This is a genomic window from Vibrio sp. R12-SW3-ISO1 (assembly GCF_059834005.1).
This window is the reverse complement of the sequence record NZ_JCBDGK010000018.1, coordinates 17,490-36,233: the sequence shown is the minus strand read 5'-3', so window position 1 is coordinate 36,233 and position 18,744 is coordinate 17,490. Positions and strand designations below refer to the sequence as shown.

The following is an 18,744-nucleotide window of genomic DNA, read 5'->3' as shown; positions in this document are numbered from 1 at the left end:
TCGGAAAACCAAAGTAGTTCTCTCAAAGTTACTTTTATTAACGGCGTGAGGCGGAAAAGCTTGAGACATTTTTTTTGTTTTTTTCGAAAAAAAGGCAGTTGGGGAGGAAAACGTGATTAACGAGCAATAATCGTTAAAAAATTCATTTTTTCGCTAAAGCTTTATTTAGACCTGTCGATACCTTTCTCTTTTTTGAGATTTTTGTTTTCTCAATAATGGTCATTAATTCAACAGCGTTAACGCCAGATTGGGTTGCTGTTTCGCCTGGGCAAGGATAGAGGTACTCACTTGTTGCAAGATTTGCTGTTTGACCATCTGCGTCGTTTCACGTGCGTAGTCGGTATCCTTGATGCGGCTGTTGGAGGCGGCAAGGTTTTCGTTGATGTTGCCTAGGTTGTTGATCGCATGATCAAAGCGGTTTTGCATTGCGCCTAATTCTGCTCGATGGCTATCGACGTACTGCAGCGCCGTATCAATCACTGATACCGCTCGTTGCGCTCCGCCGACGTTGGAAATATCTAGATTATCGACCGCCTCGTAACCCACCAGCCCCAGTTGCAATTCATTGGCTAAGCTGCCCGAGAAAGATAAGGTTCCTGATGTTTCTTTACCGGCGATAAACAGTTGCAGTTGCCCGTCGTCATTCACCGAGGCGGAGACTGTATCCGTTTGCCCATTGATGTAAGTCGCCAGTTGCTCTATGTCATCACCCTGTTTGGCTTTTATTTGGATTTGTTCTTGCTCACCTGCGGCGTTGGTGTACTGAATATTGAGCATTGATGCCCCTTGCGAGACCTGCCAATCTGAACCTGCAGATAAGCCAGCACGGTAGCTAAACCCGCCCATCGCTAGGGTGTCGGTGCGCATGCTTTTTAGTGACACCTGAACCGCCTCCCCTGAGCTAGCACCGATTTGAAACGAAGAGGTTTCAAAGCCACCATTGAGCAATTTTCGCCCACCAAAAGAGGTCGTTTCTGCTATTCGATTCAATTCGTCGTTTAAAGCGCCCATTTCTTCTTGTAACGCCTGCCTTTCAGCTTGACTGTTCGAACCGTTGGCCGACTGCAAAGAGAGATCGCGCATACGCTGTAAGATGGAGGTCGTCTTTTGCATCGCCCCTTCCGCGGTTTGCATGATTGAAATGCCATCATTGGCATTGCGCATTGCAACATCGAGCCCGCGCATTTGTGACTCAAGACGATTAGAGATTTGTAAACCCGCCGCGTCATCTTTGGCGCTATTGATCCGGCTGCCCGAAGAGAGCCGCTCCAACGATTGATTGAGCATCTCTGTCGCGCTACTCAAATATCGCTGCGCCGTCATTGCTGACACGTTGGTGTTTACGGTGATCGCCATGATTTCACTACAAATTCAATTAAAGTCCTACAGGTTATATCGGCCAATCACGCCATTCTTTAATGACAAATATGAAAAAGCCGAAGCTGGATGCTTCGGCTCTCGAGTTTAAGCTTTATGGGGGAGATTATTTGACGCTTAACGCCGTTAACATTTCCTCAGAAGGCGCGAAGAAGTAAGCCCCGGTTACCGCGGTGGTAAAACGCAACAGTTGATCCGTCTTGCCATCTGTCACACCGTACATACTCTCAAGCATCGCTTTGAAATTGTGCAGCGTATTACAGTAAGCAATGAAGAGCAGACCATGCTCACCCGATACTGAACCATACGGTAAGCTGTGACGCACAATTTTCAGTCCTTTCCCGTCTTCTTTGATGTCAACGCGGCCAACATGCGATGCCGCTGGCACGTCATCTAACTCAATAGAATCCGGTTTTGTACGACCGACCACTTTTTCTTGCGCTGACACGTTAAGGCGATTCCATGCAGGTAAATTGTGCACGAAACGCTGAACCATCACGTAACTACCGCCGGCGAATTCACCTTCAGGGATGATCGCCACTTCATGACGTTGCCCCTCTTTCGGGTTTTCTGTGCCATCGACGAAATCGGTCATATCACGAGAGTCTAGGTAGCGGTAACCGTATGTCTCATCCACAATCTCGACCTCATCGGCCACCTCCGCCATCAGCGTACGCAGAAGGTAAAAATGCAGATCATGACGCAGTGAGTGACAGTGAATCAGCACATCGACATCACTGCTTGGCGCCACCACACTTCCCGTTCCCAAAACAGGGAACGCCATCAATTCACTTGGCATTGGCGCATCGAGCTGCGACCAAAATGCGTGCGTAAACGCAATCGACAGGGTTAACTGTGCGCCCGGTTGCTGCTGATTGAGCTCAGCCACCTTTTGCGGCAGAGCTTGAAGCTTTTCAAGTACCTTTTGCGGATTCTGTTTGATTTTGAGAAGTGTGTATTGAGCAAATGGGCCAGCCTCAGGGAGAATGGCACTTTGTGGCGATGACATTGTTATAACCTCACGTATTTATTGTTCTTTATCCCAGTACGTTGGGAAATCAGTATCTGTTCAATTCTTCTTTAATGGTGAATGCACGATTTACGTAGATGACTTGATTGACTCATTTTCGACGCCAAGCTGAAAGCAATCTTTCACACTGCGACTATTAATTAGATAGATAATGAGCCAAGTCAGCAATAACCCGATACCACCCTGTGTCCAACTGAAGGCACCGTGATGCAAGTATACCTGGTAAGCCCACTGCAGCCACTGAGCAACCGCAATGACTAAGGTGAGCGGGCGACCGTAATACAACACACGAGTGAGCCAAGTGCGCTCGGGACTGCGCAAACCATAAAGCCACATCAACGCAATCGTCGGCAACCCCATCAGTAATCCAAGATAGAGCCCTGTTTGATTAGGGTACACGATAGTCAGTATTTCACTTCCGGACTCTCGACTGGCGCCAGCGACGACGAAGACAATCCAAGCGCGAGCAAGAAAAAACCACCCTAGCCATAGCCATTTTGGCGCTTTTAAAAAACCGTGTTGATCATAGTGTTCGATGGCGTAACGCACGACGTTATTCATTTTCTAAGACGACTAACCCACACTGTAAAGTAAAAGCCGCCACTTTGCGACCCGCAAGCCCCCACAAGCCAAAGCGGCGTGCTATGATAAGCCTTTGTTTACTTTCTCAATAAAGACAGCCATGAAAACCAGCCCTTCCCCTTCACCTGAAACCAAGCAAGACGCGCTAGCCATCGCAAAAGCGACGCAAAAGCCGGGGCAGACCAAAGAGCAAACCAAACTTATTGCTCAAGGGATCGAGAAAGGCATCGCATTGTATAAAAAGCAGCAAAAAGAGAAAGCTCGCCAAGCGGATAAGGCTCGTAAGAAAAATCAGAAAGCCAAAACCGCGCCGACACAGGAAGTGGCGCTTTCCCCTGAACCACAATCGGTTCCTTCTCGCTCAAAGACCAACACTTGGCTCCCTTGGGGGCTACTTATCATCAGTTGGATAGGATTTATTGCTTATGTCGTTAGCCAATAAACATCGCACTTTACTTAACTTTTGCGCGCTCACCTTTTGCGGACTTGCATTGGTAGGGTGCGCGTCACCGAGCATGAGCCTCAACCCTGCGGCGCAGCACGTTCATCTTCGCCAAGATGCCACCTTTGATCCTCTGCGATGTCAGTTCCTTGGTGAAGTGACCGGCAGTGAAGGCCATTGGTACAGCTACTGGTTCTTTGCCAACGATGTGATGATCCAAGGTGCAACCAATGACATCAAAAACCGTGCTCACGCACTAGGCGCAAACACGGTGTATATGGTTTCTCCGCAAGATTTCGTGACTTCATTTACACTCATGGGCAACGCCTATTTGTGTCCGTAAACGAGTACTTGGTATGAGCGGTGCCCCAAGTGGGTTCCACTCACTGGCTAAGCTTTAAAGCCCAAACTGGCTGCGATGTCTGAGCGTCGCTCAATCACCCACTGGCTGTCAAACGGACCCCAGTCTGAAAGCTGGTAATAGCCGTCATTATGGCGGCGTCCATCTTGAACAAACATCAATTCAATACCGATACCGGGCAACGCTTTGATCACATCTTGTATGGTGCGGCGTGGCCACCCCGTCTGTTCAATCAGCTTGGGGACATTGGGCCTTTCTAAATTTTCAACGAGCAGTGCAAGATACAGGCGTCTTGCAAACACAGGACTCAACTCCATTGATAACCTCCTAAAGATTTCTATGGTCATTATTTCTGTTTTGCCTAGCGATGTGTTGCGTTTGATCAATAACTCGACAATCGAAATTCGTTGCAACACATTTTTTTTGCTCAATGAAATATATCGATCACACTTTTGTCTCGTTGCCCAGTTCCTGCTACGATGCGAAAACAATAAAAACAGTCATAAAAAGGTAAGTCATGACCATCACTATGTACGGAATTCCTAACTGCGATACGATCAAAAAAGCCAAAAAATGGTTGGAACAACAAGGCATTGAGTACCAATTTCATGACTATCGCAAACAAGGTATAGAAACGGAGCTCGTCGAGCGCTTTTGCCAACAGCTTGACTGGCAGCAAGTCCTCAACAAACGCGGCACCACATACCGCCAGCTCAGCGATGAGCAAAAAGCCACTTTAGACAAAGAAACGGCCGTGTCGCTGCTCGTTGAGATGCCAGCGATGATCAAACGTCCGATTCTCGATGTCGACGGTACGCTCCACCTTGGTTTCAAAGCAGACCAGTACACAGCGATTTTTTCGTAGAATCCCTCATATTGCATCACCCACATTGTATTGAAATGAATAATTAAGGAACTCAAGGATGACAGATAGCCCAACATTGGCTCTCGCAAAAGATTTAATTAGCCGCCAGTCGGTGACCCCAGAAGATGCCGGCTGCCAAGATGTAATGATCGAACGCTTAAAAGCCTTGGGGTTTGACATCGAAGTAATGGTATTTGAAGACACCACCAACTTCTGGGCAAGACGAGGAACTGATGCGCCGCTGTTTGCCTTTGCAGGCCACACCGACGTCGTGCCAGCGGGTAAGATAGAACAGTGGCAGACGCCCCCTTTTGAGCCGACCATCAAAGATGGCGTCTTATTTGGTCGCGGTGCAGCGGACATGAAAGGCTCACTGGCCAGTATGATTGTGGCGGTGGAGCAGTTTATTGCTGAACATCCTGATCATAAGGGGTCGATTGGTTTTTTGATTACCTCAGACGAAGAAGGCCCCTTCATCAATGGCACAGTGCGCGTGGTTGAAACCTTAATGGCACGCAATGAGCACATTGATATGTGTATCGTTGGCGAACCATCCAGCACAGACATCGTTGGCGACGTAGTGAAAAATGGTCGTCGTGGCTCCATCACCGGCGATTTGACCGTTAAAGGTATTCAAGGCCACGTTGCCTACCCGCATCTTGCCAAAAACCCAGTGCATGAGTCGCTGCTCGCCATTCATGAACTGGCCACGACAGAGTGGGACCAAGGGAACGATTATTTCCCACCCACCAGCTTTCAGATCCCCAATGTGCACGCAGGTACCGGAGCATCTAACGTCATCCCGGGGGAATTCAACGTTCAATTTAACTTGCGTTTTAGTACCGAACTCAATAACGACACCATCGTCAAACGCGTCCACGACACGTTAGACAAGCACCAACTCGACTACGTTCTGAAATGGACATTCAATGGCGACCCGTTCCTAACCGATACCGGAGCGCTACTTGACGCTGTTGTGGATGCGGTGGATGCGGTCAACCAAACGAAACCGCAACTCCTCACGACGGGCGGCACCTCAGACGGCCGATTTATTGCCCGAATGGGGGGGCAAGTGGTTGAGCTTGGTCCGGTCAACGCAACCATCCACAAAGTGAATGAGTGTGTAAAAGTCGATGATCTTGAAAAGCTGACATTGATGTACCAGAAAACGCTCGAAAATCTGCTGGTGTAGTCATGACGCCCTCGCAACTGACCGGCAAAGCCTCCGATCACCTAAAAGAGGTGTTGGTGGGAGAAAAAGCGTTTCTGGTACACCCGAACGCCACACACGCATTGCTGACGTTAAGAGAAGCGGCGCTTGAGGCTGGATTTGACCTGTGCGTTGCGAGCGGTTTTCGGGATTATGATCGGCAAAAAGCGATTTGGAATCGAAAAATGAGCGGAGAGGCTGCCGTGCTCGACAGCCACAGCCGTCCGCTCGACGCTCAGTCGCTCACCATTGAAGAGCGCATCCATGCCATCATGCGCTGGTCTGCGGTGCCAGGCGCGAGCCGCCATCATTGGGGTACGGATTTCGACGTGTATGCGCGTAACTTACTTCCTCGGCATACTTCTCTAAAACTGGAACCTTGGGAATATCACACCGGTCACCAGCAGCCTTTCTATCTGTGGCTTAGTCACACCCTGCAGGACTCCGGTTTTTTCTTCCCCTATCACACCGATCGTGGCGGTGTCGCTCCCGAGCCTTGGCACATCAGTCACCGAGCGACTGCAGATGCTTGCCTTAGCCACCTCACCCCGGCCTTGCTGACTGAGCAGTGGCACGATCCCGAGCTACTGGGAAAAGAGTACCTGATCTCAAACGTCGATACGCTGTATACTCAGTTTATCACCAATATTAGCGCGTAGGCTTGCAATGGAACTGTTCACTAACCCTTGGTTTATCATCATTCTGGTCGTCTGTTTTATGGTCGGCAACATCGCGGCACTGCGCTATGTCTCCTACTTGAAACTCAAGCCGACTAGCAAAACGCAGCCAACAGACGCAGAGCAAGAGCGACGCAGCGATGAAGCGCTACTCAAAGAGCTACTCGAAGAAAGCGAGGAAAGCACGCCAGAGGGCAGCGACCCAATGACCAATAATAGTGCCACTAGCAACACCACTCACCCGCAGAACAAAGACTAAGTTACCTCTCCTATTCTGAGCATTACGCGGAGCCACCTCCGCGTATCAGCCAAGTCGGTTTAGCCCAGCGATCTATTTGATATGATCCCACGACATGTTTGAGACCAATCGGCACTCGTCGCATTTAAAATGAAACACATCATGAAGCGGCTCGTCTAAGCGCCAGTCGCCACCACACTTGGGGCACAACCTAGCCTGCTCAGTCGCGAGGCTCTCGCCTCCGACGCGATACTGATAGTAGTAAGTGGGGATTTGCGTGATGTACTCAATCCGGCCGCGCAAATCCCAGCCACGCTTAAATAGCACGCTGTCCACGTCACCAATCTCATGCAAGGCCGCATGTTCGGCGCGGCACGCACCGGCCATTTGCAGCTCATCGCACGCTTGCCATTCCGTCTGCCATTTGATCACCGCTTTATGATCGCCATTGAGCGTTGGACCATTGCGGTATAAAGGGATAGGCAGCAAGGTATCGCCACTACGAAGCGGCGAGCAAGTATGCACATACGTGGTGTAGAGCACCTGCCAGCTTGGTGTACTGTCATCGGCGGCCTCTTCCGAGTTCATGTCTCGGCCCAACAGACGCATTTTGGGAGCCAGCAGCGCCGCCTCAGCTAGGCGCTTGAGACACACTTTGACAAAATCGGAATGATGTCTTGGGTGTAAGCTCTCTTTCTCTGGGCAGACGACACGGACAAAAAATTCGCCATCGCCCATCACAATAGGGAACTCTCTGCCGAGCACCTGACCGTTGTAACGTAGCGCATCCATCAAACCGTTAATGGCTTTGTCGACCGCACTGATGGTGGTGTTATCAAAACACTCAAACTGTAACTCAACCACGTACATCGATTGATACCACCGGCTCTAACTGGGAAAGAAACTCATCGATACTTGGCGCGAGGACGTCTCGCTTTGACGTGCCGAGGCGCTCAAGAATCACGTTCCCCGTCAAATTGCAGATCGAGACCACATCGAGCTCCGCCTCTGTCGCTCCGATAAACACCGTAGGTTTGAGTTTTAAACGACGCTGGGTAACCAAATGCCCCAGAATGTTCTCTTGCAGGCGCTCAAAGTCGTCATCACTCCACACTTGCAAGAGCGTCAGCTCATTGCCTTGCCAGGTCACGTCCATATCGGCGCTGTATTGAGTGCCGTAAAAGATTTTGATGTCATCGTGAAGGGTCAGCTCAATCGCTTGCTCAACGTTGGAAAAATCCGCTTGACGCTCTCTCGGCTGAGCTTGCCACCAGACTGCGTCCTCATCCTTGTGTACAACACAGGGTGAGACCAAGTCCGCCAACTCTGCGCTTTTCGGCAAATGACCTTGACGATCAAGGTAGGCTTGGCGGTAGCGGTCACTCAACGAGAGCAACGCCTCAGCTACGATATCTTGCATTCAAATCTCCAACATCAATGTTCGCTTTTAGGGGCGGGATTGCGTAAAATTCTCGCCATTCTAATGGAAAATGAACAAAAGTATGAGCAAATATTCTGATGCCAAAGAGCTGGCTGGCCTAACCCTTGGACAAAAAACCGACTACGCCAACCAGTACGACCCAAGCTTGCTTCAACCGGTCCCGCGCAGCCTCAACCGCGACGATCTTCAGTTGGGTGACACCTTGCCATTTATGGGCTGCGATCTTTGGACTTTGTATGAGCTCTCATGGCTAAACAGTAAAGGGCTGCCTCAAGTCGCGATTGGTGACGTCGCCATCCCTGCCACTAGCGCCAACTTGATTGAGTCGAAGTCGTTCAAGCTTTACCTTAACAGCCTTAACCAATCCCGCTTCGACAGTTGGGATGAGGTCGAACGCACGTTGACCCGCGATCTCTCGGCCTGCGCAGGTGAAACCGTGTCCGTCACCCTGCACAGCGTTGAGGACTATACCGACAGCGTGATTGTGACCATGAATGGCGAGTGTATCGATCACCAAGACATCGAAATCACCCACTACGACTTTGATGCGAGCCTGCTGGAAAATGCCACGCTCGCGGAGGACGTGGAAGAGAGCCTCCACAGCCATCTATTGAAATCGAACTGTTTGATCACCAATCAACCTGACTGGGGCAGCGTCGAGATTCAGTACCAGGGCAAGCAGATCGATCGTGAAGCGCTGCTGCGTTACCTTGTCTCTTTCCGTGAGCACAATGAGTTTCACGAGCAGTGTGTGGAACGAATCTTTACCGACATCATGACCTACTGCCAACCAGAGAAGCTCACGGTCTATGCCCGTTACACGCGCCGTGGTGGTCTTGATATCAACCCATACCGCTCGAATCAATACCCAGAACCGTTGCACAACCAACGCATGGCGCGCCAATAACATTCGCTCCTCTTAATTTGGTCAACAAGGATAGCTACCACCATGATTTCACTTCGCTGGCGCTCGATTGTCTTTGCGTTTGTTTTGCTGATTTCTCGCCCGTTATGGGCCAACACGATCTATTCATCCGCCGCGTTGAACGAGGCCAGCGGCGTGGTGGATGTCGTGCCAGCGCAAGCCCGCCAGTTGGTGCAAAATTTCTTAGAGCAGCGTGATTTAATTGGTCAGACGGAGCAAAGCCCGAACGCTTTATCCCGTGACGATTCTGAGAGCCGCACTCGCTCACCAGGTAGCACCATTGACGCTCTGCGAATTCTGTCAAAAGCCGAATACAATCTGCACAACCCAAGAAACGCGCTCCTGCACCTTGAGCAAGCGGAAGAATTAGCAGCGAAATACCAACTCCCCTATCTGCTGCTTGACGTGCGTATCGATGAAATTCAACTGCGTTGGCAAATCAGCGCTGATGGCGCCGCCGCCCGTGAAGGGCTCGAGCTGGTCGAGCAAGAAATCAGTCAAATCGCCAATCCACAGCAATTTGCGCGCGGATTGCAATACCGCACTGCCATGTTGCGCGCCGCGATAGCGTCACAGGAAGGGCAATTGGATCTCGCCAATCAACTCTACCTGCAAAGTAAAGAGTATGTGGACAACTCCAATTCTGACCGTACGTTTATCCGCTTTCACACCACCTATGGACAGCACTTACTCGCGCATAAACAGTACAACCAAGCGCTCTCCGAGCTTCTTGCTAGTTATTGGAAAGCGATTGAAGTGGACTCAGGGCAACAATTGGCAGAGGTCAACCAAGTGCTGGGGCAACTCTTTTTTGAGCGCCGAGTGCTGGATAAAGCGGCGGACCACCTCTCCCAAGCAGCGGATTTTTATGACAACTTTGACTCCTCACCTCGATTAGCCCCCTTGCTCAAACGTATGGGCGATATCTACTACCAGCAAGGGAAATACAACTTGGCGTTGGTGCACTACTTCAACGCCATGGACCATGAAAAGATGCGCACCAATATCGAAAGTGTCATCGACATTCGTCTCTCGCTCGCGACCACTTATCTAAATTTGGTCAACTACCCACTGGCAGAGCAATATTTAGAGCGCGCGCAAGATCTGTTGCAGTACACAGATACCCCACGTCTAAAGGCACACGCTCTGTTGCTTGAAGCCGGTTTGGCGCGTCATCAAAAGCTCGCAAAAGTGGTGTTGGATCGCGCCTTCAAAGCGCTCGCTATCGGTGAATCGCTCAATGACATCACCATCCGTAAACACGCGTTCCAACTGCTCTACTACGGCTATGAACTGAGTGGGGAATACAAAGAAGCGTTAGAGTTTCTAAAACAATTTAACTCCCTATCCATTATTGAGCAGCAGCAACTCGACATCATAAGCGAAGACGCGTTTCGCCAACAAAAAGAGTTCGTCGAGCAATCGCTTCATCTAGCGGGCCAAAAAGAAGAGCTGATTGAAACCCACGCCGAGTACCTCAAATTTCAGAAAATCACAGTGACGCTGTTTGTGGTGTGCGCGCTGCTGTTTATCTTCTTAATACGTCGAGGGCATGTCATCAATGTTCAACGTGAGGAGTTGGATCTGCTCAACGAGCTGATCTACACCCATTCACGTTCTGGCTTGAAAAACCTACGCATGTTGAACGCGAAACTACCGGCGTCATTGGAAGAGAGCAGCCATAAATTTGAGAAATGGCATGTTGGCGAGCTGATTCATGAACCACTCAATGACCGTCTGCGCTTTGTCATGATTGATGTCCCTTTCCTGCGTAACATGTATTTGCAACACGGCTACGCAGAGGGGTTAAAACTGGAAAAAGCCTTTGGTGATTATCTGCACAGCCGAATTGAATCTCCGGCGCGTATGTATCACTTTTCCGATGCCAACCTCCTCTACATTGAGCCAGCCAGCGAAGAGAACCGAGATCCTGAACGACTGTTTGAACGCATTCAGCAGTGGATCTGTGAGTTTGAGCCTCAACGCTCGCTTAACCGCATCGTACGAATTGGTATGGCGGATTACCCCTTCCTACCAAGGGCTTATACGGCCGTGAATGATAAAGAGTTGATTGATGTGTTGTTGATGTCCACCAGCACGGCGCGTACCTTAAGTATGAAAGAACACAGTAGTCAGTGGGTTTACCTCAAGGCGATTGAGAATGCCCCGGCGGCGAGCCTTGCAACTGGTAACATACGTAAAGCGTGTAAACATTCCATTAATCAAGGGTTAATAAAGGTCCATTCATCGTTCAAGAATGAGGACAGTATCAAAAAACTATTAAAAGATGAGTAAAACCTGGGCAAACGACGTCGGTATGTCGTGACGGGCGGATTTATTTTGATATTATCGTTAAATTCGTTATTAAGGTTAGGCTTTTCCTATCCGTCTTAAGTTTAGATTTTCATGGGCGTTCTTGAGCAAGATCTTCAGTCACAGCTGTACAATCTGAAATCTCAATTGGAACAAGTCCGATTGAATCACAGAGATACCTCGTTCAAGTTTCAACGAGAACAAAAGGTATTGAAGCGAATCGTCGCGTCCCTAAGTAGCGCCTATACTTATGAGAACCCTAGGCTTCAAGATGGCTTGATAGAACTGCGTCGAGCCTTAGAACAGCAGCAAGATGTCACTACCATGATACCGAAGCTCGCCGTTCTTGAACGCCTGCTTAAACAGCAGAGCATAGCGATGGACAAACAGAGCGACAATTTAGACTCGAAAATCAAAGCAAGCGGTGAAACCCTGCTACGCTTGACAGGTTTGCCTGCCAAGATTAAGCGTGATCTGCGCGATTTACTCAGTTATTCCAACGGCATTGAGCGGCCAAAAGCAGAACAAGCTTTGACTCTACTTGGCCTCTACGAACGCTCCATCAAAATCATTACTTCCAACCCTGACACTTCCATCAATCAAATCGCCAATAGCTCGGATCGCGAACTGCTTCTGCGCCTTTCGGATGAACTGCAACATCTCATCACTGAATTGGATTTTGAAGGTGAGTCAGGGGATCTCTTAGCGGATATCCGTGCCAAACTGCTGATTGGTGTCTCTTCACATGTACTGCTTGAGCTCACCTTACAAACGCTCAAGTTGGTCATCGAAGGCACCAAGTATGAACGTAAAACCTCTGAGCAGTTTTTAGAGCAAGTGAACACTTCTCTCGCGACGACACTAAAAAGTAGCGCGCAAAATACGCAGCAGTCGGAAAGCTACTTTGAGCAGCGTAAAGAGATGAATATCGAGCTCTCCGAGTTACTGGGCAGTACTCAATCTAAGGTCAACAACGCGCAGTCGCTCGATGATCTCAAGCAAGATCTCAATCCACTGTTGAGTCAGCTCAATGCATTAACCGAACGGTTACACTTAGCGGAGCAGCGTGAGCAAGCCCTCATCGAGCGGATGGAATATGGCAATAATCAGTTGGAAGCGCTGTTCGAAGTGACGCAAGATTACCGTCGTCGACTTGAAGATCAAGCGCAGCGCATGTTACTTGACCCACTGACCAAGGTCTACAACCGCACTGCCTTTAACGATCGTTTAGAGCTTGAATATCGCCGCTGGATTCGCGCGCAACATAATCTTCGCGTGGTGATGTTTGATATTGATGGTTTTAAAGTCATCAATGACAGCTTTGGGTATTCTGCGGGCGACAAAGCACTCAAAATCATTGCACGCACTATTAAGAGCCAGTTGAATAGCACAGATACTGTTGCCCGTTTCTCAGGCGAAGAGTTCATCATTTTACTGCCTGAATCCGATGACAACGCCAGCTTTAAGCTCATCCAAACTGTTCAGTCTCAGGTCTCGAAGCTGCCATTCAAGTTCCGCGACCAAAACCTCTCTATCACCTTGTCGGCGGCCAGCACCTCCTTCAAAGAGTCCGATACCCCAGAAGAAGTACTCGAACGCCTAAACCTTTCACTGAAAGAAGCGAAATCCGTCGGCAAAAGCCAACTGGTTTGGAAATAACCCTCCCCTCATTTCTCAGCTTGATATAAACATATCAAATACTTAGCCTTTATTATCTGTTAAAGCATGCTAAGCTAGTAGTAACTCAGTTATTCACTCCCTCTCCATTTTCCACTGAGCACTAACAATAATAAATCACCGCATGAAACAATTCTGGTTAAGGAGACTTCATGATCACACATATCAGCCCAGCCGGTAGTATGGACTTACTGTCTCAACTTGAAGTTGAGCGCCTTAAAAAAACGGCCTCGAGTGATCTCTACCAACTGTATCGCAACTGCACGCTGGCGGTGCTTAACTCCGGCAGCCACACGGACAACTCAAAAGAGCTACTCGACAAATACAAATCCTTTGATGTCAATGTTTTACGCCGTGAGCGAGGCATCAAACTCGAACTCATCAATGCACCAGAGCACGCCTTTGTTGACGGGGAAATCATCAAAGGTATTCAGGAGCATCTCTTCTCTGTGCTGCGCGACATTGTCTATGTCAACATGCACTTAGCGGACAATCAACGTCTAAACCTGACCAATGCCAGCCACATTACCAACTTGGTGTTTGGCATTTTGCGTAACGCCGGAGCCCTAATCCCTGGGCTTGAGCCTAACTTAGTCGTCTGTTGGGGCGGCCATTCTATCAATGCGACGGAGTACCAATACACGCGCGAAGTGGGTAACGAGCTGGGTCTGCGTGAAATGAACATCTGTACCGGCTGTGGTCCTGGTGCGATGGAAGGCCCAATGAAGGGGGCTGCGATCGGTCATGCCAAACAGCGCTACTACGAGCAGCGTTATCTTGGCCTCACTGAGCCATCGATCATTGCTGCTGAGCCGCCAAACCCGATCGTCAATGAACTGGTCATCATGCCGGACATTGAAAAGCGCCTCGAAGCCTTTGTGCGTATGGCGCACGGCATTGTGATTTTCCCCGGCGGTGCGGGCACAGCGGAAGAGCTGCTTTACGTGTTAGGCATTATGATGCACCCAGAAAACGCCGATCAGCCGCTGCCCATCGTACTGACCGGGCCAAAAGAGAGTGAAGAGTACTTCCGCTCCATTGACCAGTTTATCGGTGCCACGCTAGGAAAAGCTGCACAACAACACTACGAAATCGTGATTGATGATCCCGCGCGTGTGGCGCAAATCATGAAACATGGAATGAGTGAAGTGCGTGCTCATCGTAAAGAAACCGGCGATGCATACAGCTACAACTGGTCACTTAAAATTGAGCCTGAGTTCCAACTGCCCTTTGAACCGACCCACGACAACATGGCAAGTTTGGATTTGCACCTCAATCAACGACCTGAAAACCTCGCCGCTTCTCTGCGTCAAGCGTTCTCGGGTATTGTGGCGGGTAATGTTAAGGCAGAAGGTATTCGTGAGATTGAACGCCACGGCCCGTTCGAACTCGATGGCGATAGTGAGCTGATGAAAAAGATGGACAGACTATTAAAAGACTTTGTCAGCCAAGACCGGATGAAACTGCCCGGAGGCAGTGCCTACGAACCGTGCTATCGGATTAAGACCGCCTAGCAATCTATCACTCAATCATTACAATAAGGGCCTTAGAGCCCTTATTTTATGCCGTTTTGGTAACGCTGTTATGTCTATACACCTTGTGATCATCGATGCCCTCAATTTGATTCGCCGAGTCCACTCAGCGCAGCCCGATCCGTCAGACATCGCACGTACCGCTCAAACCACCTCGCGCACTTTAAGTCGCATCATCAATGAAAGCCAACCCACCCACATCATTGCGGTGTTTGATCATCACCTGCAAGAGCGAGGCTGGCGCGCCGAACTGTTGCCTGAATACAAACAAAACCGCAAACCGATGCCCGAACCACTGCAAGAGGGCCTAGAGAGCATTCAAGAAGCATGGTGGCAATTGGGGGTGGATTCGCTGTTATCTGAAGGTGATGAAGCGGACGATCTGGTCGCTACACTGGCGATGAAGGTCGCGAGTCACGGCGAAAAAGTGACCATCATTTCCACCGATAAAGGCTATTGCCAATTGCTCTCTCCCACCTTGCAAATTCGCGACTATTTTCAGCATCGTTGGTTGGATGCGCCATTTATCGAACAAGAATTTGGTGTCAAACCCGAGCAATTGGCCGACTACTGGGGATTGGCTGGCATTAGCTCAAGCCAAGTGACTGGAGTTCCGGGCATTGGCCCGAAAGCCGCCAAAGAGATCCTGACCCAATTTGCCAACATCGATGAGGCCTACACCAGCGAGAGTTTAGCGCCCAAATATCGTAAAAAATTGGACGAGCATATTGAGCAAGCCAAACTGTGCCGCCAAGTTGCCGCGCTGAAAACCGATATCGAGCTTGGATTCAACTTACAAGATTTGCGCTATTCACCGCCCGAACAAGGATAAAAAAACAGCCCTGACGATGCAGGGCTGTAACTTGACCTTTATCGGTTAGCTTAGTGCGGCGAGATGTTCGATAAACACTGGACGTGTACGGTGATCTCTTCTCGATCATGATACAAGTGCTTCGCTTGCAGCTTGAATTTTACCTTGTTTTCAATCAGGAAAATCTTCAAGTTTTCAATATCTTCCAACACTTCATCGTAACGCCCTTTCATCGGCAACTTTAAATTAAAGATCGCCTCTTTCGCCCAGCCACTGATGATCCATTCGCCCATCAATTGCGCCACACGTGACGGTTTTTCAATCATATCACACACGAGCCAAGTGACGTTCTTACGCGCGGGTTCGAACTTAAAACCATCTTCTTGGTGGTGTTTCACCTGCCCCGTTTCCATCAAGCTGTCCGCCATCATGCCGTTATCAACCGCATGGACAAACATCGAACGCTTGACCAGTTGATAGGTCCAACCGCCCGGACACGCTCCTAAGTCCACACCCCACATGCCAGAGGCAAGACGCTCGTCCCACTCTTCTCTTGGGATAAAGACATGAAACGCTTCTTCAAGCTTCAACGTCGAACGACTAGGCGCATCAGCAGGGAACTTAAGACGCGGGATGCCCATAAAGAATTGGGAGTTGTTGCTAGGTAACGAGTAGCCAACAAAACAGTGCCCTGGCGCCACAAAGCAGAGGTGCAAGACTGGTTTTTTCGGGCTCTCTCTATCAAAAAGAATGCCTTTGCCGCGCATCGCTTGGCGCATCGGTACGGTAAATTTTCGGCAGAACTTGAGTAGCTCTTTGGCCTCATTGGTGTCTGGCGTCTCAATTCGGATATCGCCGCAACGAGGAAAATCTTCGACCTCAGCCATAGATTGTAAAATCGGCGTGATGCGATCTTCACGAGGCAGCTCGTCAATCTCTACCGCCACCGCAAACATCTGACGGGCAAAAATGAGCGACTTAAAGTCGAGCTCTTTGACCAACTTCTCGGCATCGCCCTCTTGATAGCATTCAAACAGCACGTATCCCGAATTCTTTTTCAGGCGAGGGAAACCATACACTTCCAACTGGGTGGCGCGATCTTGAATTTCTCCGGCACACTCTTTCTCAAACCCAGAACGGCAATAGAGCATTAACTGTTTCACTGATTCACCTCGTTACTTTGCAGTGCGGCGACAACAAACAGCGCCCAACCAATCAGAAACATCACTCCACCGAACGGAGTGATCGGGCCAAACCATTTGATGCCCGTGATCGCGAGTGCGTATAAGCTGCCGCTAAAACAAAAGATGCCGATGATAAAGCAAATTGCCGCACGTGCGAAATTTTTTTCTCCCGCGGAAAATGACGTCAACCGAAGGAAAAGCGCGCAGAGCATGATCGCGATAGCGTGGAGGAACTGATAATGGACGCCGGTTTGGAACACCTCCAGAAGATAAGGCGGCAGCATGGCTTTTAAACCATGAGCAGCAAAGGCTCCTAACGCGACACCAAGACCGGAAAACGTGCCCCCCAAGGCAAGTAAGTGGTTACTTTTCACTGTAGACTCCTTGAATAAACTCGGCCAACTTCTCGACCGCTAAGGCGATATTCCTTTGCTCAGTATGCCCAGAGCGTTTGCGAGGTTTAAAGCTATGATCGCCATCTGGAATGAACACAAGCTCGGTACATGACGACAAAGAGAAATTCACGCACTCATCTTTTGAGCCGAACGCATCACGCTCACCTTGCAAAATCAAGGTGGGTTTGTGGATAGTGCTTAGGTGGTCGCCCTTAAAGTTCTCTGGCTTGCCCGGCGGATGAAAAGGAAACCCCAAACATGCCACCGCGCGCACCTTATCGTCATCAGCCAATAAACTCGCCATGCGTCCTCCCATCGACTTACCGCCGATCACCACAGGGGAAGCGGCATGTTGCTCAAGTACCTGTTGATAGGCTTCCAGTAACTTGGGCGCTCTGTCTGGCGGGCGGCGCTTGCCATCTTGTTCGCACTTTTCCATATAGGGAAAATTAAAACGAATCACTTGAATACCGTGACTCGCGAGCCCCTTGGCGACGGCATCCATGAACGCATGATCCATTCCCGCCCCCGCGCCATGAGCAAAAATAAACACAGGATCATGGCTGTGGCCGTCAATACGTCGATTATTCATCCAGCAATACCTCTTGTTCTTTGTGCGCCTTGGCCAGCATCCAATCACGGAAAGTGGCAATACGCCCCATATCCGCCTGCTTCTCATGGCAGACCACATAAAAGGCGTTCTTGGAGACCAATACCTCATCGAATGGTGCAATTAAGCGTCCTGCCTCCAACTCTGGTTGGGCAAGAACGTTGTTACCCAAGGCGACCCCTTGGCCGTGAGCAGCCGCCTGCAGCACCATGGTTGAGTGGCTAAAGATGGGGCCGTGGTTGACATTGACGCCTTCAATGTCATGCTCTTTCGCAAACTGCTTCCAATCTTTGCGCGAGGTATCGTGAAGCAGAGTATGTTGCTTGAGGTCACTTAATGTTTCTAATGGTTTGTTACCTAAAAGTAACGACGGAGAACAAAGTGGGATTAAAAATTCTTGGTAAAGTTTGTCTGCCCGAAGCCCGGGCCAATTACCGCGCCCGTAGTAAATAGCCACATCGACATCATCGGTCAGAGACCCCTCATCCATATCAACAGCTTTAATACGCACGTCGATATCTGGCTCTTGCTGGTTAAAGTCCGCCAGTCTTGGAACAAGCCATTGGATCGCAAAGCTCGGCGGTAAGCTGATGGTTAGGGCACCTTTCTCACTTCTTTCCAGAACTTTATCTGTCGCTTCGGCCAGTGAAGAGAAGATATCTTTGATATCAAGGAAATAACTTTGACCTTCCTCGGTGAGCAGTAACGAACGATTTCGGCGACGAAACAGTTTCAAGCCGAGAAACTCTTCCAGCGCTTTAATCTGGTGGCTCACTGCCGCTTGAGTCACAAACAACTCTTCGGCAGCACGGGTAAAGCTCAAATGACGTGCGGCGGCCTCGAACACTTTTAATGAGTTCAAAGGGGGCAATCTTCTGGACATTAGGGTCGCCTCTAGATGGATTAGTTTTTTTAATCTGAAACATTATAAATTGTCCATTGCCTGACGACTAGAGAAATTCTATATTTCTCACCGCACCAAGAGCCTGAACGGCTTGATATTTCGGTATCAATTGGCTTCTTGTTGCGATGTTGTGTTTGCAAACTCGAATTTCGAGTTCGGTAGTATTCTAC

At 49.5% G+C, this 18,744-nt stretch carries 21 protein-coding genes; 11 read left to right on the top strand and 10 right to left on the bottom strand.

From position 1 onward, the window contains the following. Positions 1 to 222 precede the first annotated feature (222 nt). The 3 genes from AC6R0R_RS05450 to AC6R0R_RS05440 form a co-directional block, all read right to left on the bottom strand. The gene (locus AC6R0R_RS05450) at positions 223 to 1,356 is read right to left on the bottom strand and encodes a flagellin (protein ID WP_500625988.1); all 1,134 of its coding nucleotides are present in this window, start codon (positions 1,354 to 1,356) and stop codon (positions 223 to 225) included. Positions 1,357 to 1,483: 127 nt separating this feature from the next. Beyond that, positions 1,484 to 2,386, bottom strand: a complete 903-nt coding sequence (locus AC6R0R_RS05445) for a Dyp-type peroxidase (protein ID WP_500625987.1) — start codon at positions 2,384 to 2,386, stop codon at positions 1,484 to 1,486. A 90-nt stretch (positions 2,387 to 2,476) separates the two neighbouring features. Continuing rightward, positions 2,477 to 2,956, bottom strand: coding sequence for a DUF2919 domain-containing protein (locus AC6R0R_RS05440; RefSeq protein WP_500626160.1), 480 nt, complete (start codon positions 2,954 to 2,956; stop codon positions 2,477 to 2,479). A 133-nt stretch (positions 2,957 to 3,089) separates the two neighbouring features. Here AC6R0R_RS05440 and AC6R0R_RS05435 point away from each other — a divergent pair, with 133 nt between their 5' ends. Together AC6R0R_RS05435 and AC6R0R_RS05430 are read left to right on the top strand one after the other, a co-directional pair. Next, the gene (locus AC6R0R_RS05435) at positions 3,090 to 3,431 is read left to right on the top strand and encodes a DUF2956 domain-containing protein (protein ID WP_334555234.1); all 342 of its coding nucleotides are present in this window, start codon (positions 3,090 to 3,092) and stop codon (positions 3,429 to 3,431) included. Beyond that, positions 3,415 to 3,774 (top strand): DUF4156 domain-containing protein, encoded by a 360-nt coding sequence (locus AC6R0R_RS05430; protein WP_420378237.1) that lies wholly within the window; start codon positions 3,415 to 3,417, stop codon positions 3,772 to 3,774. Before AC6R0R_RS05435 ends, AC6R0R_RS05430 begins: the two co-directional genes overlap by 17 nt. A 47-nt stretch (positions 3,775 to 3,821) precedes the next feature. Here AC6R0R_RS05430 and AC6R0R_RS05425 read toward each other — a convergent pair whose 3' ends face one another. After that, the gene (locus AC6R0R_RS05425; protein WP_334555233.1) at positions 3,822 to 4,109 is read right to left on the bottom strand and encodes a winged helix-turn-helix domain-containing protein; all 288 of its coding nucleotides are present in this window, start codon (positions 4,107 to 4,109) and stop codon (positions 3,822 to 3,824) included. Between the two features lie 200 nt (positions 4,110 to 4,309). Between AC6R0R_RS05425 and AC6R0R_RS05420 the strand changes: the two genes are divergently transcribed. Genes AC6R0R_RS05420 through AC6R0R_RS05405 form a run of 4 tightly spaced genes read left to right on the top strand, consistent with a single transcriptional unit; the run spans position 4,310 to position 6,803 of the window. Further along, positions 4,310 to 4,657 carry an ArsC family reductase gene (locus tag AC6R0R_RS05420; protein WP_500625986.1) on the top strand — a complete coding sequence of 116 codons (348 nt, stop codon included), beginning with the start codon at positions 4,310 to 4,312 and terminating at the stop codon, positions 4,655 to 4,657. Between the two features lie 58 nt (positions 4,658 to 4,715). After that, positions 4,716 to 5,849, top strand: coding sequence for a succinyl-diaminopimelate desuccinylase (gene dapE, locus AC6R0R_RS05415; protein WP_500625985.1), 1,134 nt, complete (start codon positions 4,716 to 4,718; stop codon positions 5,847 to 5,849). Positions 5,850 to 5,851: 2 nt separating this feature from the next. After that, on the top strand, positions 5,852 to 6,526 hold the full coding sequence (locus tag AC6R0R_RS05410; protein ID WP_500625984.1) for a M15 family metallopeptidase: 675 nt from the start codon (positions 5,852 to 5,854) through the stop codon (positions 6,524 to 6,526). 7 nt (positions 6,527 to 6,533) lie between these two features. Beyond that, positions 6,534 to 6,803, top strand: coding sequence for a DUF2897 family protein (locus tag AC6R0R_RS05405; protein ID WP_500625983.1), 270 nt, complete (start codon positions 6,534 to 6,536; stop codon positions 6,801 to 6,803). 72 nt (positions 6,804 to 6,875) lie between these two features. Here AC6R0R_RS05405 and AC6R0R_RS05400 read toward each other — a convergent pair whose 3' ends face one another. Together AC6R0R_RS05400 and syd are read right to left on the bottom strand one after the other, a co-directional pair. Further along, on the bottom strand, positions 6,876 to 7,652 hold the full coding sequence (locus AC6R0R_RS05400; protein ID WP_500625982.1) for a Zn-ribbon-containing protein: 777 nt from the start codon (positions 7,650 to 7,652) through the stop codon (positions 6,876 to 6,878). Next, complete coding sequence (gene syd / locus AC6R0R_RS05395; RefSeq protein WP_500625981.1) at positions 7,639 to 8,202, bottom strand: SecY-interacting protein; 564 nt, start codon at positions 8,200 to 8,202, stop codon at positions 7,639 to 7,641. Before syd ends, AC6R0R_RS05400 begins: the two co-directional genes overlap by 14 nt. Positions 8,203 to 8,284: 82 nt before the next feature. Between syd and queF the strand changes: the two genes are divergently transcribed. From queF to xni, 5 genes are all read left to right on the top strand, one after another. Continuing rightward, positions 8,285 to 9,130 (top strand): NADPH-dependent 7-cyano-7-deazaguanine reductase QueF, encoded by an 846-nt coding sequence (gene queF / locus AC6R0R_RS05390; RefSeq protein ID WP_500625980.1) that lies wholly within the window; start codon positions 8,285 to 8,287, stop codon positions 9,128 to 9,130. 42 nt (positions 9,131 to 9,172) lie between these two features. Continuing rightward, positions 9,173 to 11,443: a tetratricopeptide repeat protein gene (locus tag AC6R0R_RS05385; protein WP_500625979.1), complete on the top strand. Its 2,271-nt coding sequence runs from the start codon at positions 9,173 to 9,175 to the stop codon at positions 11,441 to 11,443. A 111-nt stretch (positions 11,444 to 11,554) separates the two neighbouring features. Next, positions 11,555 to 13,120, top strand: coding sequence for a GGDEF domain-containing protein (locus AC6R0R_RS05380; protein ID WP_500625978.1), 1,566 nt, complete (start codon positions 11,555 to 11,557; stop codon positions 13,118 to 13,120). A 170-nt stretch (positions 13,121 to 13,290) separates the two neighbouring features. Further along, positions 13,291 to 14,652 (top strand): nucleotide 5'-monophosphate nucleosidase PpnN, encoded by a 1,362-nt coding sequence (ppnN, locus tag AC6R0R_RS05375; RefSeq protein WP_334555223.1) that lies wholly within the window; start codon positions 13,291 to 13,293, stop codon positions 14,650 to 14,652. A 70-nt stretch (positions 14,653 to 14,722) separates the two neighbouring features. Continuing rightward, a complete protein-coding gene (xni, locus tag AC6R0R_RS05370) occupies positions 14,723 to 15,502 on the top strand; it encodes a flap endonuclease Xni (protein WP_500625977.1) in 780 nt (259 codons plus the stop codon). Between the two features lie 50 nt (positions 15,503 to 15,552). Here xni and rlmM read toward each other — a convergent pair whose 3' ends face one another. The 4 genes from rlmM to AC6R0R_RS05350 are packed head-to-tail and all read right to left on the bottom strand — an operon-like array spanning position 15,553 to position 18,553. Continuing rightward, positions 15,553 to 16,644, bottom strand: coding sequence for a 23S rRNA (cytidine(2498)-2'-O)-methyltransferase RlmM (gene rlmM, locus AC6R0R_RS05365; protein ID WP_500625976.1), 1,092 nt, complete (start codon positions 16,642 to 16,644; stop codon positions 15,553 to 15,555). Further along, a complete protein-coding gene (locus tag AC6R0R_RS05360) occupies positions 16,641 to 17,039 on the bottom strand; it encodes a DUF423 domain-containing protein (protein ID WP_500625975.1) in 399 nt (132 codons plus the stop codon). Before AC6R0R_RS05360 ends, rlmM begins: the two co-directional genes overlap by 4 nt. Further along, positions 17,029 to 17,652, bottom strand: coding sequence for an alpha/beta fold hydrolase (locus tag AC6R0R_RS05355; protein WP_500625974.1), 624 nt, complete (start codon positions 17,650 to 17,652; stop codon positions 17,029 to 17,031). Before AC6R0R_RS05355 ends, AC6R0R_RS05360 begins: the two co-directional genes overlap by 11 nt. Next, positions 17,645 to 18,553: a transcriptional regulator GcvA gene (locus AC6R0R_RS05350; RefSeq protein WP_334555218.1), complete on the bottom strand. Its 909-nt coding sequence runs from the start codon at positions 18,551 to 18,553 to the stop codon at positions 17,645 to 17,647. Before AC6R0R_RS05350 ends, AC6R0R_RS05355 begins: the two co-directional genes overlap by 8 nt. Positions 18,554 to 18,744 lie beyond the last annotated feature (191 nt).

Bases quoted from the DNA above. Each gene is read 5' to 3' on its own strand.
- AC6R0R_RS05355 (WP_500625974.1), bottom strand. From the start codon at position 17,652: ATGAATAATCGACGTATTGACGGCCACAGCCATGATCCTGTGTTTATT.
- xni (WP_500625977.1), top strand. From the start codon at position 14,723: ATGTCTATACACCTTGTGATCATCGATGCCCTCAATTTGATTCGCCGA.
- AC6R0R_RS05400 (WP_500625982.1), bottom strand. From the start codon at position 7,652: ATGTACGTGGTTGAGTTACAGTTTGAGTGTTTTGATAACACCACCATC.
- AC6R0R_RS05435 (WP_334555234.1), top strand. From the start codon at position 3,090: ATGAAAACCAGCCCTTCCCCTTCACCTGAAACCAAGCAAGACGCGCTA.
- AC6R0R_RS05410 (WP_500625984.1), top strand. From the start codon at position 5,852: ATGACGCCCTCGCAACTGACCGGCAAAGCCTCCGATCACCTAAAAGAG.
- syd (WP_500625981.1), bottom strand. From the start codon at position 8,202: ATGCAAGATATCGTAGCTGAGGCGTTGCTCTCGTTGAGTGACCGCTAC.
- AC6R0R_RS05420 (WP_500625986.1), top strand. From the start codon at position 4,310: ATGACCATCACTATGTACGGAATTCCTAACTGCGATACGATCAAAAAA.
- AC6R0R_RS05425 (WP_334555233.1), bottom strand. From the start codon at position 4,109: ATGGAGTTGAGTCCTGTGTTTGCAAGACGCCTGTATCTTGCACTGCTC.
- AC6R0R_RS05450 (WP_500625988.1), bottom strand. From the start codon at position 1,356: ATGGCGATCACCGTAAACACCAACGTGTCAGCAATGACGGCGCAGCGA.
- AC6R0R_RS05350 (WP_334555218.1), bottom strand. From the start codon at position 18,553: ATGTCCAGAAGATTGCCCCCTTTGAACTCATTAAAAGTGTTCGAGGCC.
- AC6R0R_RS05445 (WP_500625987.1), bottom strand. From the start codon at position 2,386: ATGTCATCGCCACAAAGTGCCATTCTCCCTGAGGCTGGCCCATTTGCT.
- AC6R0R_RS05430 (WP_420378237.1), top strand. From the start codon at position 3,415: ATGTCGTTAGCCAATAAACATCGCACTTTACTTAACTTTTGCGCGCTC.
- queF (WP_500625980.1), top strand. From the start codon at position 8,285: ATGAGCAAATATTCTGATGCCAAAGAGCTGGCTGGCCTAACCCTTGGA.
- AC6R0R_RS05380 (WP_500625978.1), top strand. From the start codon at position 11,555: ATGGGCGTTCTTGAGCAAGATCTTCAGTCACAGCTGTACAATCTGAAA.
- AC6R0R_RS05385 (WP_500625979.1), top strand. From the start codon at position 9,173: ATGATTTCACTTCGCTGGCGCTCGATTGTCTTTGCGTTTGTTTTGCTG.
- dapE (WP_500625985.1), top strand. From the start codon at position 4,716: ATGACAGATAGCCCAACATTGGCTCTCGCAAAAGATTTAATTAGCCGC.
- AC6R0R_RS05405 (WP_500625983.1), top strand. From the start codon at position 6,534: ATGGAACTGTTCACTAACCCTTGGTTTATCATCATTCTGGTCGTCTGT.
- ppnN (WP_334555223.1), top strand. From the start codon at position 13,291: ATGATCACACATATCAGCCCAGCCGGTAGTATGGACTTACTGTCTCAA.